The sequence below is a fragment of the Citrobacter sp. C5_2 genome (assembly GCF_014596845.2).
In the GTDB taxonomy this organism is placed as follows: domain Bacteria; phylum Pseudomonadota; class Gammaproteobacteria; order Enterobacterales; family Enterobacteriaceae; genus Citrobacter; species Citrobacter werkmanii.
In genome coordinates this window covers 4476805-4493064 of sequence record NZ_CP115032.1, presented here as the reverse complement: position 1 = coordinate 4493064, position 16260 = coordinate 4476805, and the positions used below count along the sequence as shown (strand labels likewise).

Annotated in this window: 11 protein-coding genes; 6 read left to right on the top strand and 5 right to left on the bottom strand. The window is 54.5% G+C overall.

Annotation, left to right across the window (positions count from 1 at the left end):
• Positions 1–22: 22 nt before the first annotated feature.
• Together tssI and ICA20_RS21830 are read left to right on the top strand one after the other, a co-directional pair.
• Positions 23–1987, top strand: coding sequence for a type VI secretion system tip protein TssI/VgrG (gene tssI / locus ICA20_RS21835; RefSeq protein WP_038636709.1), 1965 nt, complete (start codon positions 23–25; stop codon positions 1985–1987).
• A complete protein-coding gene (locus ICA20_RS21830; protein WP_038636711.1) occupies positions 1987–2508 on the top strand; it encodes a toxin-antitoxin system YwqK family antitoxin in 522 nt (173 codons plus the stop codon). The genes tssI and ICA20_RS21830 overlap by 1 nt, the downstream gene beginning before the upstream one ends.
• 21 nt (positions 2509–2529) lie before the next feature.
• Here the strand turns inward: ICA20_RS21830 and nrdG are convergent, their stop codons facing one another.
• From nrdG to treR, 5 genes are all read right to left on the bottom strand, one after another.
• A complete protein-coding gene (nrdG, locus tag ICA20_RS21825) occupies positions 2530–2994 on the bottom strand; it encodes an anaerobic ribonucleoside-triphosphate reductase-activating protein (RefSeq protein ID WP_038636713.1) in 465 nt (154 codons plus the stop codon).
• A gap of 120 nt (positions 2995–3114) precedes the next feature.
• On the bottom strand, positions 3115–5253 hold the full coding sequence (gene nrdD, locus ICA20_RS21820) for an anaerobic ribonucleoside-triphosphate reductase (protein ID WP_038636715.1): 2139 nt from the start codon (positions 5251–5253) through the stop codon (positions 3115–3117).
• Between the two features lie 409 nt (positions 5254–5662).
• Positions 5663–7315 carry an alpha,alpha-phosphotrehalase gene (gene treC, locus ICA20_RS21815; protein WP_038636718.1) on the bottom strand — a complete coding sequence of 551 codons (1653 nt, stop codon included), beginning with the start codon at positions 7313–7315 and terminating at the stop codon, positions 5663–5665.
• Between the two features lie 49 nt (positions 7316–7364).
• A complete protein-coding gene (treB, locus tag ICA20_RS21810; RefSeq protein ID WP_038636721.1) occupies positions 7365–8783 on the bottom strand; it encodes a PTS trehalose transporter subunit IIBC in 1419 nt (472 codons plus the stop codon).
• A gap of 156 nt (positions 8784–8939) precedes the next feature.
• The gene (gene treR / locus ICA20_RS21805; protein WP_038636723.1) at positions 8940–9887 is read right to left on the bottom strand and encodes a trehalose operon repressor TreR; all 948 of its coding nucleotides are present in this window, start codon (positions 9885–9887) and stop codon (positions 8940–8942) included.
• A gap of 388 nt (positions 9888–10275) precedes the next feature.
• On the opposite strand from treR, the gene mgtA reads away from it, so the two are divergent.
• From mgtA to ICA20_RS21785, 4 genes are all read left to right on the top strand, one after another.
• Complete coding sequence (mgtA, locus tag ICA20_RS21800; RefSeq protein WP_038636726.1) at positions 10276–12984, top strand: magnesium-translocating P-type ATPase; 2709 nt, start codon at positions 10276–10278, stop codon at positions 12982–12984.
• A gap of 375 nt (positions 12985–13359) precedes the next feature.
• Positions 13360–14337, top strand: a complete 978-nt coding sequence (locus tag ICA20_RS21795) for a TRAP transporter substrate-binding protein (protein WP_038636729.1) — start codon at positions 13360–13362, stop codon at positions 14335–14337.
• Between the two features lie 62 nt (positions 14338–14399).
• Positions 14400–14909 carry a TRAP transporter small permease gene (locus tag ICA20_RS21790; protein ID WP_038636733.1) on the top strand — a complete coding sequence of 170 codons (510 nt, stop codon included), beginning with the start codon at positions 14400–14402 and terminating at the stop codon, positions 14907–14909.
• Positions 14910–14939: 30 nt separating this feature from the next.
• Positions 14940–16226, top strand: coding sequence for a TRAP transporter large permease (locus tag ICA20_RS21785; protein ID WP_003839607.1), 1287 nt, complete (start codon positions 14940–14942; stop codon positions 16224–16226).
• Positions 16227–16260: the final 34 nt, after the last annotated feature.

Sequence of the window (16260 nt, the reverse complement as noted above, 5' to 3'; positions counted from 1 at the left end):
ATCGTTGAAAAAGGACTTCCCCATGCCCGATACCACCATCATAAAACTCGCCGCTCCAACCCTAACCGGTCTTACCGCCACCGCAGCGCACACCGAATCGGCGCTTAACGGCCTGATCACCGCCACCGTCGCCGCAACCACCTCCGCGCCGTTAACGCTCGATGCCGCGCTGGCGACCCATTTGACCGCCACCATCAACAACGCCGACTACGACGGGCTGATTGCCGAAGCGCACCAGCTTCCGGCGACCAGCAATGCCGATCGCTACCAGTTTGTCCTGCGTCCCTGGCTGTGGTGGCTGACGCTTGCCAGTAACAACCGCGTGTTTCAGAACCTCAGCGCGCAGGAAATTGTCGAGCAGGTGTTTAAAGACGGCGGTTTTAGCGACTATAAATTCCAGCTCAAAACCAAACCGGCAAAACGCGAATACTGCCTGCAATATAACGAAAGTGATTTTAATTTTATTTCGCGATTGCTGGAGCAGGAGGGAATTTTCTGGTTCTTCACTCATGCGCAGGGTAAGCACACGCTGATGTTGGTGGATGATAACAGCGCCTTCCCACCCATTCCCGGCGAGAAAAAGGTCAAGTATCAGGCCGCAGCAAGCGGCGAGCGGGAAACCGGCATGATTCGTTCGGCACAGTTGCACTTGCAGGCCACCGCCCAAGGGTTCCAGAGCAGCGACTATAACTACGAGCAGCCAAAAGCGGCGCTGTTTGCCCAGGCCGGTGAGAAGAAGGGCGGTATGCAGTACCAGCATCCGGGGCGTTTTAGCGTTAAAGCCGAAGGCGACGCGCTGACGGCGTGGAAGGTTAACGCCCTGAAAGCGCAGGCGAAACAGCTGGTCGGTGAAAGCGACTGCGCGGCGTTGATGGCCGGGCACTGGTTTACGCTAACCGATCATGACGACAAATCTCTGAACATCGACTGGCTAATCACCGCCGTTAGCCACGAGTACGACGGTGAACGCTATCGCAACCGCTTCACTGCTATTCCAAAGGCCACGCCGTATCGCCCCCTCGCCGTGACGCCACAGCCCTTTATGCATACGCAAACGGCGACGGTGGTGGGTAAAAGCGGCGAGGAGATCTGGACCGACAAACTTGGTCGGGTGAAGGTGCAGTTCCCATGGGACAGAGAGGGCAAAAGCGACGAAACCAGCTCCTGCTGGCTGCGGGTGGCGACGGCGTGGAGCGGCAACGGCTTCGGCGCGCAGTTTATCCCGCGCATCGGTCAGGAAGTGGTGGTGAGCTTTATCGACGGCGACCCGGATAAACCGCTGATTACCGGCTGCGTCTACAACGGCGCGAATGCGCTGCCGTACGCACTTCCGGCGAACCAGACCCAGTCGGGCATTAAAACCAAAAGTGAAAAAGGCTTCAACGAACTACGCTTCGACGACAAAAAAGATGCCGAGCTGCTGGCGATGCAGGCGCAAAAAGACTTCCAGCTTACCGTTCTTAACGACAGCAAAACGACTATCAGCCATGACGACATTCAGAACGTCAAAAACGACCGCACGCGTACCGTTGAAGAGGGCAACGAAACCGTCACCCTAAAAAAAGGCAATCGTGCGGTGAAAATCGAAAAAGGCAGCGACACACTGGAGGTAAAAGAGAAGCGCAGCGTGACGGTGAAAGGCGATCAGGAGCACGTCATCGACGGCAACGAGACGCATAAGGTAAAGGGCAACTACACGCTGAACGTCGATGGCAACCTGACGATTAAGGTTAGCGGTACGCTAACTCTCGAGAGCGGTAAAACGTTGGACATCAAGAGCGGGTCGGGTCTTAACGCCAGCGCGTCGGGCAGCATGAAGCTGGATGCCACCAGCATAGCCAGTGAAGCGAAAGCCTCGCTGACCCAGAAAGCCGCAACCATCAGCCACGAAGCAAAAGCCACGCTCACCAGCAAAGCCAGCGCGACCCAAACGGTGGATGGTGGCGGGATGCTGATGATTAAAGGTGGCCTGGTGAAGATTAACTGATGAGCGATACGCAGGAATATCACCTGGATAACACCCTGCTACGGGCAAATCTTGCGAACGACCAGCTAAACGGTGAGACGAGAATTGAAGAGAACGGACGCCTGCTGGCAGTTTTGCGATATCAACAGGGGGCGCTGCATGGGGTAATGGAGCGCTGGCATCCTAACGGTCAGCTAGCTATGCAGCTGGCGTATCGTGAGGGCAGGCCGGACGGTATTGCTCGTTACTTCTCGGAAAACGGCGAGCTACTGCGAGAAGAGCAGTGGCTTGACGGCCTGCTGCACGGCGAATGCCGCAGCTTTTATCCTTCCGGGCAGCTACAGCAGCGTGAGCAGTGGAGTCAGGGGTTGCGTCACCAGCTCAGCGAACAGTTCTATCCGGACGGCTCGCTTGCCCAGCGTCTCTGTTACGAAAAGGGGATACTGAAAGGGGAAGCGGAGCGCTGGCTGCCGGATGGGCGTGCCATTGATGCCCGTGGTAAAGCGCAATCGCGAATGAGTAAATGGACGGAGAGGCTGTGAACACGCCTCTCCTGAGTGATTTTATCGCAAATGATGCACGACCTGGTTGCTGCTACCGCGCCAGATCAGCGCCGGGTCTTTGAGGTCCTGCACAAATTTGCCATCAACCAGCACGTTGATGAGATCCACCACCTGCATCTGTGCGGCGTTGAGTTCATCGAGCGTGTAGCCGGTCCATACCCAGATATCTTTCCCCGGACACTCAGCGCGAATACGTTGTACCAGTTGCAGAATATCCGGCACGTTTTGCGGATGCAGCGGATCGCCGCCCGACAGCGAAATTCCCTGACGGTGAATACGCGTGTCGTTCAGATCGGCAATGATCTTATCTTCCATCTCTTTGGTAAACGGCTCGCCGGAATTGAGCCGCCAGGTGCTTTTGTTATAGCAACCGGGGCATTCGTGCACGCACCCTGACACAAACAGGGTGCATCGGGTTCCTGGGCCGTTGACGATATCGACAGGATAGTATTGATGGTAGCGCATAGAGGATGTCCAGAAAGCATGTAGGCCGGATAAGGTGCTTGCACCGCATCCGGCAACATTGTGATGCCTGATGGCGACGCGATTGCGTCTTATCAGGCCTACGGCCTTTGCAAACGGATATTAACCGATCTGCCCATTGCCTAAATGCTTAACGCGGCGCTTCACTTCTTCCTGCTTACCGGCGTTAAACGGACGTGCGTCCGGGCTGCCTAAATAACCGCACACGCGGCGCGTGACCGACACGCGCGCGGCGTCGTGGTTACCACATTTCGGGCAGGTGAAGCCTTTACTGGTGCACTCGAACTCACCGGTAAAGCCGCACTCGTAGCATTCATCGATTGGCGTGTTGGTGCCGTAATACGGCACGTGCTGATAGCTGTAATCCCAAACGTCTTCCAGCGCTTTCAGGTTGTGCTGAATATTCGGGTACTCGCCGTAGCAAATGAAGCCCCCGCTCGCCAGCGGCGGGTACGGCGCTTCGAAATCGATCTTGTCGTACGGGTTCACCTTTTTCTCCACGTCGAGGTGGAAGCTGTTGGTGTAGTAACCTTTGTCGGTTACGCCCGGCACCACGCCAAACTCGGCGGTATCCAGACGGCAGAAGCGGTCACACAGGTTTTCACTCGGCGTGCTGTACAGGCTAAAGCCATAGCCAGTCTCGTCTTTCCACTGATCGACCGCCTGACGCAGACGTTCCACAATGGCGATACCTTTGGCGCGCAGCTGCTCGCTGTCATAGACATGTTTGTCGCCAAACAGCGCGTTGATGGTCTCATGAATGCCGATGTAGCCCAGAGAGATAGAGGCGCGACCATTTTTAAAGATCTCAGACACGTCATCGTCCGCTTTCAGACGCACGCCGCAGGCACCTTCCATGTACAGAATGGGCGCAACGCGGGCTTTTACGCCTTCCAGACGCGCGATACGGGTCATCAGCGCTTTACGCGCCAGCACCAGACGGTCGTCGAGCAGTTTCCAGAAGGTGGCTTCATCGCCATGGGCTTCCAGCGCGATACGCGGCAGGTTGAGGCTGATAACGCCGAGGTTGTTGCGACCATCGTGAACCTGTTCGCCGTTCTCGTTTTCCCAGACGCCGAGGAAGCTGCGGCAGCCCATTGGCGTTTTGAACGAACCGGTGACTTTGACCACCTGATCGTAGTTCAGGATGTCCGGGTACATACGCTTGCTCGCGCACTCCAGCGCCAGCTGCTTGATATCGTAGTTCGGATCGCCAAACTTGTGGTTCAGACCATCGCGAATCGCGAACACCAGTTTCGGGAACACCGCGGTTTTACGGTTTTTACCGAGGCCAGCAATGCGGTTACGCAGAATAGACTGCTGGATCAAACGTGATTCCCAACTGGTGCCCAGGCCAAAACCAAAGGTGACGAACGGCGTCTGACCGTTGGCGGTATGCAGGGTGTTCACTTCATACTCTAGGGACTGGAATGCGTCGTAGCACTCTTTCTCGGTACGGGAATGGGCATAACCGTCGGCGTCCGGGATCTGCCATTCTTCAGCGGTTTTGCGATGTTTATTAAAGCTCTCGGTCACGAACGGCGCGAGAACTTCATCAATACGGTTAATGGTAGTACCGCCATAAATATGGCTGGCAACCTGCGCGATAATCTGCGCGGTCACGGCGGTCGCGGTAGAGATGGATTTTGGCGGCTCAATCTCCGCGTTACCCATCTTAAAGCCCTGCGTCAGCATGCCTTTCAGGTCGATCAGCATGCAGTTAAACATCGGGAAGAACGGCGAGTAGTCGAGATCGTGATAGTGAATATCACCACGCTCGTGCGCCTGGACAACATCACGCGGCAGCAGGTGTTGGCGCGCATAGTGTTTGGCGACGATACCGGCCAGCAGGTCGCGCTGGGTCGGAATCACTTTGCTGTCTTTGTTGGCGTTTTCGTTCAGCAGAGCAGAGTTGGTTTGCTCAACCAGACCACGAATTTCCTGGTTCAGACGGCCACGTTTTTCACGCTGGATATCACGGTCGTGGCGATATTCGATGTACGCACGGGCGAGTTGTTTGTACGGGCCAGACATCAGCTGGTTTTCTACCGCTGTCTGGATCTCGTTGATATCGACCTGGCTGCGCTCATTCATCAGGCTACTAACGACTTCTGCGACGGTGGCACAGTAATCTGCGTCATCGACTCCCGCTGCTTTAGCTGCACGCAGAATGGCTTCTTTGATGCGCTCTGATTTAAACGGCACTTTACAGCCATCTCGTTTCATCACATGCGGTGTCATGATCACTCCATATTTATAAGAACAGGTTATCCACAGAGGTTGGGGAAGCGGCCATGGCTTTATTCATCTCTATTGCCAATGACTTCCCGCAATCCTGACCCACGTTATCCACAATTCCACCGTGAAGCGGTGCATTGTAGTTGTAGCAATTATAGGCGATTAATACAACATATTGGGTCGGCGTGCATTTTAAGTTCTATATGTAGTGATTTGCATCAAGGATGTTTACGATTTTTTTGATGTAGCGCAAAGTAAAAATCGGAGCGTACAGATGACGGGCGCTACAGCCGATTGTAAATTACCCCTGGAAAATTCTGATTAATTATTCAGCAAAAACAGGAAGGTAAGCTGAGCGTAGGCGACAACGCCCGGCCACGCTATGCGTACCGGGCCTGAACATCATTGCAAGCTATTTTTGCACCCACCAGACGGCTTCAAAAGGGCGCAGCGTCATGTCAACGGGTTGGCTGGCGACCTCGGCATAGTTGTGCATCAGCACCTGCCAGTTTCCGTCGGCATGCGTCGGTTGCCAGTTCTGGAAGGTATCGCTCAGGTTGGCTATGACCAGCAGCCGCCGTCCTTGCCATTCGCGCTGATAACACCATACGTGTGGGCTGTCTGGTAACAGATCCTGGTAATCGCCCCAGGTGATAACCGGCTCCGTTTTACGCAGGGCGATCAGCTTCTGATAGGTGTAAAACACAGAATCAGCATCATCAAGCGCCGCTGCAACGTTGATCTCGGCTGCGTTGTCACACAGATTGATCCACGGCTCGCCCGCGGTGAAGCCCGCGTGTTGGCTGGCATCCCACTGCATTGGCGTGCGGCTATTATCGCGGGATTTACTGGCGAGAATTGCCAGCAACTCTTCGGCATCGCGTCCCTGCCCGTTCAGTTCAGCGAACATGTTATGGCTTTCTACATCGCGGTAATCGGTAATCTGGCGGAAGTGCGGGTTGGTCATGCCAATCTCTTCCCCCTGGTAGATATAGGGCGTGCCCTGCATACCGTGCAGCACCATCGCCAGCATTTTGGCGGCGGGCACACGGTATTTCCCTTCATCGCCAAAACGCGACACGATGCGCGGCTGGTCGTGGTTACACCAGAACAGCGCATTCCATGCGACGTTGTGCATGCCCTGCTGCCAGTGGCGGAACAGAGTTTTGAGCGCCACGTAGTCCGGTTTGGCTAACGTCCATTTTTCACCGTTGGGGTAATCCACCTTCAGGTGGTGGAAGTTAAAAGTCATCGACAGTTCGCTACCGTCCAGCGCGGCGTATTGCTGACAGTTTTCCAACGTGGTGGAAGACATTTCGCCGACCGTCATCAGGCTACGTGGGGTGAAAACGTCGCGGTTCATCTCGCGTAAAAACGCATGTGCGCGCGGACCGTCGGTATAAAAACGGCGACCATCGCCGTCGGGATCGTTCGGGAAGTCCTGATCTTTGGAGATAAGATTGACGACGTCGAGGCGCAGGCCGTCCACGCCGCGATCGGCCCAGAACTCGCACACTTTTTTCAGCTCGGCGCGTACCGCCGGGTTTTGCCAGTTCAGGTCAGCCTGCTCCGGGGCAAAGAGATGCAGATAATACTGCTCGCTTTCGGCGTGCCAGCCCCAGGCGCTGCCGCCAAATTTTGACTGCCAGTTGTTCGGCGGGGTGGTCGGTTCGCCGTCGCGCCAGAGATAAAACTGACGATACGGGCTGTCTTTATCCAGCGCCTCACGAAACCAGGCGTGCTGGGTTGAGGTGTGGTTAAACACCATATCCAGAATAATGCGTATGCTGCGCGCTTTCGCCGCTGCTACCAGTTCGTCAAAGTCTGCAAGCGTGCCGTAAGCCGGGTCAACTGACATGTAGTCGGCGACATCGTAGCCGTTATCAACCTGCGGCGAAATGTAGAACGGCGTCAGCCAGATAGCGTCCACGCCCAGCTTTTGCAGATAGCCGAGGCGCTGCGTTACGCCGCGCAAATCACCCGTGCCGCTGCCGGTGGTGTCCTGAAAACTCTTGGGATACACCTGATAGATAACGCCGTTTTGCCACCAGTGTGGAATATTCATTGCTGTTTCCTGGAGATACGATGGGGCGCAACTGCGCCCCGAAGAAAAGTTACACAATCTGTAATGTGCCCTGACGGTATTTACGCTGGTAGACGAATGAGGTCAGTACCATCGGGATAACGATCGCAATGACCATCGCCATGCCAAACACCTGCCAGTAAGTCGGCTGAATGGAGAGGATTCCCGGCAGGCCGCCGACGCCAATGCCGTTCGCCATCACGCCGTTCAGGCCGCACAGCAGACCGGCGAGACCGGAGCCGATCATCGCGCACAGCATCGGGAAGCGGTATTTCAGGTTGATCCCGTACATCGCCGGTTCCGTTACCCCGAGATAAGCCGAGATCGCCGCAGGTACTGATATTTCGCGTTCATTGTGTTTGCGGCTGGAGATAATGATGCCGACCACCGCAGAAGCCTGAGCGATGTTTGACAGCGCAATCAGCGGCCATACCGGCGTACCGCCCATGCTCTGGATCATCTGCATGTCGATAGCCAGCGTGGTCTGGTGTACGCCGGTGATCACCAGCGGCGCATACAGGAAGCCGAACAGCGCCGCGCCAATCGGCGCAAAGCTGCCGGTCATCAGATGACGAACCGCGAACGCCACGCCGTCGCCGATCATGCGGCCAAACGGACCGATAAACGCGTGCGCAAGGAACACAGCGAGGATCAGCGAGCACACTGGGACGATCACCAGATACAGATAATCCGGGACGATGCGTTTCATGCGCGTTTCAATAAATCCAAGCGCCAGGCCAGCCAGCAGGGCCGGAATAACCTGCGCCTGGTAGCCCACTTTCTCTATGCTGAACAGGCCGAAGTTCCACACTTCCGGCACCTGTTGACCGAGCAGATAGGCGTTCATCAGCTGCGGCGAAACCAGGGTCACACCCAGCACAATACCGAGGATCGGCGTACCGCCCATTTTCTTCACCGCTGACCAGCAGATCCCGACAGGCAGATAGAAGAAGATCGCTTCGCCAATCAGCCACAGGAAGTCGTAGAGGGTTTTCAGCGACGGATGCATCTGCGCCAGTGTCTGGCCGTTACTCATTGGCAGATCGCCGATCACATTGCGAAAACCTAAGATCAAGCCGCCGCTAATCAGCGCTGGCAGCAGAGGGAAGAAGATCTCTGCAAAATGAGAAATGAGCTGTTCATGCCACTTCATGTTCTGCCGCGCGGCTTTTTTCGCCTGCTCTTTGTCGGCACTGGCCTGGCCGGTGGTCGCCAGCAGCGCTTTGTAGTAATCGCCCACCTCGGTGCCAATCACCACCTGAAACTGCCCGGCGTTGGTGAAGCAGCCTTTGACCATCGGCAACTGCTCGATCTCTTTCGGCCTGGCATTTGCAGGCTGATTCAGTACAAAACGCAGGCGAGTGATGCAGTGGCTCACCGTAGCGATATTGTCGCGCCCGCCTACCAGCTCAATCAGCCGGTCGATGTCTGCTTGTTTTATTTTGCTCATGATGACGTGTATTCCCCGTAGGCCGGATAAGACGCGTTAGGTCGCCATCCGGCAACTCCCGCGTTGTTGGCGCAAGAGTATATCTTCGATGAATATTTAAAAAAGGGAACGTTCCCGAAACGCAGCGAAGATCACAAATTAGCGCTCAGAAAGCGATCAGGCGAGGGTGGAGGGAATAACGATTTGTCGCGGTTCGCTACGGCCGTTGATCTGCTCGATCAGCTGCGAGGCCGCTTGTCGTCCGGCTTCGGCGTAACCGGGATCGACGGTGATAATTTCCGGATGGAGGAATTTCATTAGCGGTGTGTTGCCCACACTCGCCAACTGCAGATTATCAATCCGCTGCTCCTGCAGATATTTGCTGACCCCAAGGGCAAGGGTATCCGTCGCACAGACTAAGGCGGTGGTTTCCGGGGTGATGACATTGGCGGCCTGCTCATAGCCCTGCTTCATGGCCAGGCCCGGTAGCGCGGCAACCGGATGCAGTTTGTGTTTCTTACAGAATGCCAGGTAGGCTTCATGACGGCGCTTACCGGTGGTCACGTCGCTATGGGGGACGCCAAGAAAGCTAATATGGCGGTGGTCGCGATCGTATAAACGTTGCATCAGGGTATGAATAGCGCCCTCATCGTCATAGCAGACGGAGGCAAAGCCTTTGGCATCTCTGGCCAGCAGTACCAGAGAATCCTGCCAGGAGGTGAGCATCGTTTCGGTAATGCCGGTAAAACCAAACAGCACCACACCGTCAATATTACGGCGTCTGAGCATGCCCAGATGTTCTTCGACCAGTTCAGGCGAGAACTGGCTTTCCATCATGATCGGATCGTAACCCTGTTCATAAAAAGCGGGCAGCATGGTCTGCACGGCGAGATTTTCTGAAAGAGAATCCAGGCGAGTGACGATAATCGCCACCACCTTGTCGCTTTGCCCACGCATGGCGCGTGCGGAGCGGGAAGGGGAAAAACCGTGCTGATTCATCACCGCTTCGACGCGTTCGCGGGTACGTTCGCTGACGCCGCTTTCGTTGTTGAGAACGCGGGAAACCGTGGATTTCCCCACGCCGCTTAAGCGGGCGATGTCTTTAATGGTCAGCCGATTTTGCATCCTGTTTTCCCGTGTCGCGTGTGAAGTTATGCCAAAAGAGAATAACTTTACTCAAGCACAGTGCAATGGGCAAAGTCTGGTATACGTTTGGTTTAGTTTCTATGCTTTATCATACCGCCATAATTGCCACAAACCTTATGGTTTTCTGCGTATAATCCGCAGCGCTTATCATTCACTTACCGGAGGCTATATGGATCCCGATCCCACCCCTCTCCCGAGACGGAGAAACACAACTTTCCGGTAAGCCTGTCTTTCACTGTCTTACCGGATGCGTAAGACAGTGACGTTCTGACGTCCCTGTTGTGATTTTAAAATTGCCATCAGGCAAGGCTTTGCCACGCCTGAAAGATTTACTGCGCCTGTTAAGACTGGCGCAGGGGGACTGCCTATGTTCAAAAATATTACTCGCCAGCTGTTTGCCCGGCTTAACCGCCATTTACCACATCGTCTGGTGCATCGCGACCCGTTGCCCAATGCGCAGACCGTTGCCAGCACACCGATCCCGCCCTCGCTGAGCGAACATTGCCTGAAAATGGCGCTGATGGACGAAGCCGCGCTGTGGAAAACGTTTGGCGCACACCCGGAAGGATTAAACGCCGCAGAGGTCGAGAGCGCCCGCGAAATCCATGGCGAAAACCAGTTGCCGGCGCAGAAGCCGTCGCCGTGGTGGGTGCATCTGTGGGTCTGCTACCGCAATCCGTTTAATATTCTGCTGACCATTCTTGGCGCCATTTCCTATGCCACTGAGGATCTATTTGCTGCTGGCGTAATCGCGCTGATGGTCGCCATCTCGACGCTGCTGAATTTTGTGCAGGAGGCGCGTTCCACCAAAGCGGCAGATGCGCTGAAAGCGATGGTCAGCAACACCGCCACGGTGCTGCGCGTTATCAACGAAAAAGGCGAGAACGGTTGGGTTGAACTGCCGATTGACCAGTTGGTACCCGGTGATGTCATCAAGCTGGCGGCAGGGGATATGATCCCGGCGGATTTACGTATCGTCCAGGCGCGCGATCTGTTTGTGGCGCAGGCTTCGCTGACCGGTGAATCGCTGCCCGTGGAGAAAGTCGCAACCAGCCGCGACCCGCAGCAAAGCAACCCGCTGGAGTGCGATACTCTGTGCTTTATGGGGACCAACGTGGTGAGCGGCACGGCGCAGGCTATCGTGATTTCGACCGGAGCCAATACCTGGTTCGGGCAACTGGCGGGGCGCGTCAGCGAGCAGGAAAGCGAGCAGAATGCCTTCCAGAAAGGGATCAGCCGCGTCAGCATGTTGCTGATCCGCTTTATGCTGGTGATGGCGCCCATTGTGCTCATCATTAACGGCTATACCAAAGGCGACTGGTGGGAGGCGGCGCTGTTTGCGCTGTCTGTTGCGGTGGGGCTGACCCCGGAAATGCTGCCGATGATCGTCACCTCGACGCTGGCGCGCGGGGCGGTGAAGCTGTCTAAACAGAAAGTCATCGTCAAGCACCTTGATGCCATCCAGAACTTTGGCGCGATGGATATCCTGTGCACCGATAAAACCGGGACCCTGACGCAGGATAAAATTGTGCTGGAGAATCACACTGATATCTCTGGAAAACCCAGCGAGCACGTTCTGCATTCCGCGTGGCTGAACAGCCATTACCAGACCGGGCTGAAGAATCTGCTGGATACGGCGGTACTGGAAGGCGTGGATGAGGAGTCTGCCCGCCAGCTTTCTACCCGTTGGCAGAAAATCGATGAGATCCCGTTTGATTTTGAACGTCGCCGCATGTCGGTGGTGGTGGCGGAAGAAACGGATGTACATCAGCTGGTGTGCAAAGGCGCGCTGCAGGAGATCCTCAGCGTCTGCACCCAGGTGCGCCACAACGGCGAGATTGTCCCCCTGGATGAGGGCATGCTGCGTCGGGTGAAACGCGTCACGGATACGCTGAACCGTCAGGGGCTGCGCGTAGTGGCGGTGGCCACCAAGTACCTGCCCGCGCGTGAAGGTGATTACCAGCGTATTGATGAGTCGGATCTGATCCTCGAAGGCTATATCGCGTTCCTCGATCCGCCGAAAGAGACCACCGCGCCGGCGCTGAAGGCGCTGAAAGCCAGCGGTATTACGGTGAAAATTCTCACCGGTGATAGCGAGCTGGTGGCGGCAAAAGTGTGCCATGAAGTGGGGCTGGATGCGGGAGATGTGGTGATTGGCAGCAGCATTGAAGGATTAAGCGATGACGAACTGGCAACGCTTGCTCAGCGCACTACGTTGTTTGCCCGCCTGACGCCGATGCACAAAGAGCGCATTGTCACGCTGCTCAAGCGTGAAGGTCACGTAGTTGGCTTTATGGGCGATGGCATCAACGACGCCCCGGCGCTGCGCGCGGCGGACATCGGTATCTCTGTTGATGGCGCGGTCGATATTGCACGTGAAGCGGCGGATATTATCCTGCTGGAAAAGAGCCTGATGGTGCTGGAAGAAGGGGTGATCGAAGGACGCCGTACTTTTTCTAACATGTTGAAGTACATCAAAATGACGGCCAGTTCTAACTTCGGTAATGTGTTTAGCGTGCTGGTGGCGAGCGCCTTTTTACCGTTCCTGCCGATGTTGCCGCTGCACTTACTGATTCAGAACCTGCTGTATGATGTATCCCAGGTGGCGATTCCGTTTGATAACGTCGACGAAGAGCAGATCAAAAAGCCCCAGCGTTGGAATCCCGCCGAACTGGGCCGCTTTATGATCTTCTTTGGGCCGATCAGCTCGATCTTTGACATTCTGACCTTTTGCCTGATGTGGTTTGTCTTCCATGCCAATACGCCAGAGCATCAGACGTTGTTCCAGTCGGGCTGGTTCGTGGTGGGCCTGCTGTCGCAAACGCTGATTGTGCATATGATCCGTACCCGTCGAGTGCCGTTTATCCAAAGTCGCGCCGCATGGCCGCTGATGCTAATGACGCTGGTCGTGATGGTGGTGGGCATTGCATTGCCGTTCTCGCCGCTGGCCAGCTATCTGCAATTGCAGGCGCTGCCGCTGAGCTACTTCCCGTGGCTGATTGCGATTCTGGCGGGCTACATGACATTGACCCAATTAGTGAAAGGTTTTTATAGCCGTCGCTACGGTTGGCAGTAAACATCAAACTTCTCAGCAGGATGGTGTAAATACCATCCTGCATTTCTCTTTTTCATTCGAAAGATATTCTCGCGAAATAGTAGTGTTTTATTTTTATTGAAATGCTAACTGAGGGAATTAGTATCAAATCGCCTTCTTTGCGTTGTTTTTTTATCAATAAAACGATCTGCGTTGCAAAAATGAAACACTGTGCTAAAAATTATTAGCATCTGCGATTTTTTGTGAACGCAGTCATCGAAATAAATTGTTACACCAGCTAGTCTGCGCAGGTAACGTCGTTAAGAAAGTTTCTCGCTGCCCGTTTTAATTCCGGCAGTCATTTGCTCTGCAAGCTATTCCTGTTAATGGATATTATGAACTTCTGGAGAAGGACAAATGAAACTGACAAAAAACCTGTTAAGTCTGTGTATTGGCGCGTCCGTATTACTGGCGAGTCATGCAACGCTGGCACAAACTTTTCGCGCCGCGGATGTGCATCCGGCTGATTACCCGAACGTCGTCGCAGTGAAACATATGGGGGAGAAACTCAGCGCCGCGACCGATGGCCGTCTGGAGATTAAAACATTTCCAGGTGGCGTGTTAGGTGATGAAAAACAGATGATTGAGCAGGCGCAATTAGGCGCTATCGATATTATTCGCGTCTCAATGACGCCTGTTGCCGCTATTCTTCCTGAAATTAACGTATTTACCCTGCCGTATATCTTTCGCGATGAAGACCATATGCATAAGGTCCTTGACGGCATGATCGGTCAGGAGATTGGCGACCGCCTGACGGCCAATACGAAATCGCGGCTGGTATTCCTGGGTTGGATGGACGCCGGGACGCGCAACCTGATTACCAAAAATCCGGTGGTGAAACCGGAAGATTTACACGGTATGAAAATCCGTGTTCAAGGGAGTCCGATAGCGCTGGATACCTTAAAGGCGATGGGCGCTAACGCCATCGTGATGGGTGTCAGCGAAGTGTTTAGCGGTATGCAGACCGGCGTTATTGATGGTACGGAAAATAACCCGCCAACATTTGTTGCGCACAACTATTTACCGGTCGTTAAAAACTACACCTGGAGCAAACACTTTATTATTCCTGAGCTTTTTCTGTTTTCCAAAGCCAAATGGGATAAATTGAAAAAAGAAGACCAGGAACTCATTATTAAGCTCGCCAAAGAAGCGCAGGTTGAACAACGCAAACTTTGGCAAGAATATAATGCGAAATCTCTGGAAACTATGAAAGCCAGTGGCGTTCAGTTCCACGATATTGATACGGACTATTTCTATAAAGCCACGCAGTCAGTGCGGGATAATTACGGTAAAGACCACCAGGATTTGATCAAACGTATTCAGGATGTGAAGTAATTCATCAGGCGGAGGGGAGCAATCCTCTGCCTGAGTCTTTTGATTAATTCGAGGTGATAATTATGGGTGAATGCTATTCATCGGTAATGGATTTTCTTTATCGGGTCTCTATGTGGATTGCTGGTGTCGCATTATTGGTTATGGTCGCCATTATCCCTATTGGCATATTTGCACGCTATGTCCTGAACAATGCCCTGTCATGGCCTGAACCGGTCGCCATTCTTTGTATGGTGACGTTCACCTTTATTGGCGCGGCGGTGAGCTATCGCGCAGGTTCGCATATCGCGGTGAGCATGGTGATTGACCGTCTGGGGGAGTCCGCCCGTCGTTACTGCTCGATTGTCGCAGATATCATGTTGGTGGCGATCAGCCTGTTTATTCTCTGGTATGGAATCAATCTGTGTCTTGAGCTGTGGGACCAGCCTGTCGCGGAATTCCCGCTTTTAAGCGCCGGGCAAAACTATCTGCCGTTGCCGATTGGCTCCGCCATCACGCTGCTGTTTATCGCAGAAAAGATTTTCCGCGGCCCGCAATATCAACGTCCCGTTGTCATGCTGGGTTCAACCAGCTAGTTACCGCCCCCATTTCATTAAGGAAAGCAGATGGATGCATTTATTCTCGTCTTTACGCTTGGCATTATGCTGGCGATTGGGGTACCGGTAGCGTACGCGGTTGGCATTAGCGCCATCATTGGAGCCTGGTATATTGATATTCCGCTGGAAGCCGTGATGATCCAACTGACCAGCGGAGTAAACAAGTTTTCGCTGCTGGCGATCCCATTCTTTATTCTGGCCGGGGCAATCATGGCGGAAGGCGGGATCGCGCGCCGCCTGGTGAATTTTGCCTATATTTTCGTTGGCTTTATCCGCGGCGGGCTGTCGCTGGTAAATATCGTCGCCTCGACCTTTTTTGGCGCAATTTCAGGATCGTCGGTGGCCGATACCGCTTCTATCGGTTCAGTGATGATCCCGGAGATGGACAAAAAAGGCTATCCGCGCGACTTTGCCGCGGCAGTAACCGCCAGCGGCTCGGTGCAGGCGATCCTCACGCCGCCCAGCCATAACTCGGTTATCTACTCGCTGGCAACGGGCGGGACGGTGTCGATTGCCGCGCTGTTCATCGCCGGGATCCTGCCGGGCCTGTTGCTGAGCTTTAGCCTGATGGTGATGTGCGTGGCTTTTGCCCATAAACGCGGTTATCCAAAAGGGGAGCGCGTACCGTTTCGCCAGGCGCTGAAGATTTTCGTCGATACGCTGTGGGGATTAATGACGGTGGTGATCATCATGGGCGGGATCCTGTCAGGTATCTTTACCGCAACGGAATCCGCGGCGATTGCCTGTCTGTGGGCCTTCTTTGTCACCATGTTTATCTATCGTGACTATAAATGGTCTGAGCTGCCGAAGCTGATGTTCCGCACGGTGAAGACGGTCACTATCGTGATGATCCTGATAGGCTTTGCCGCCGCGTTTGGGGCCGTCATGACCTATATGCAGTTGCCGATGCGGATTACCGAAGCCTTCACCAGCATCTCGGATAACAAATATGTCATCCTGATGTGCATTAACATCATGCTGCTGCTGATCGGTACGCTGATGGACATGGCGCCGCTGATCCTGATCCTGACGCCAGTGCTACTACCGGTGACCAACGCGCTCGGCATTGATCCGGTTCATTTTGGTATGATCATGCTGGTGAACTTAGGGATTGGCCTGATTACGCCGCCGGTGGGTTCGGTGCTGTTTGTGGCCAGTGCGGTAAGTAAGCAGAAAATCGAGCAGGTGGTGAAGGCGATGCTGCCATTCTACCTCGTGCTGTTCCTGGTGCTGATGCTGGTGACATACATTCCGGCGATTTCGCTGTTTCTGCCGAAACTGTTTGGCGTGATGTGATAAATACCCGGTGGCGCTCGCGCTTACCGGGCCT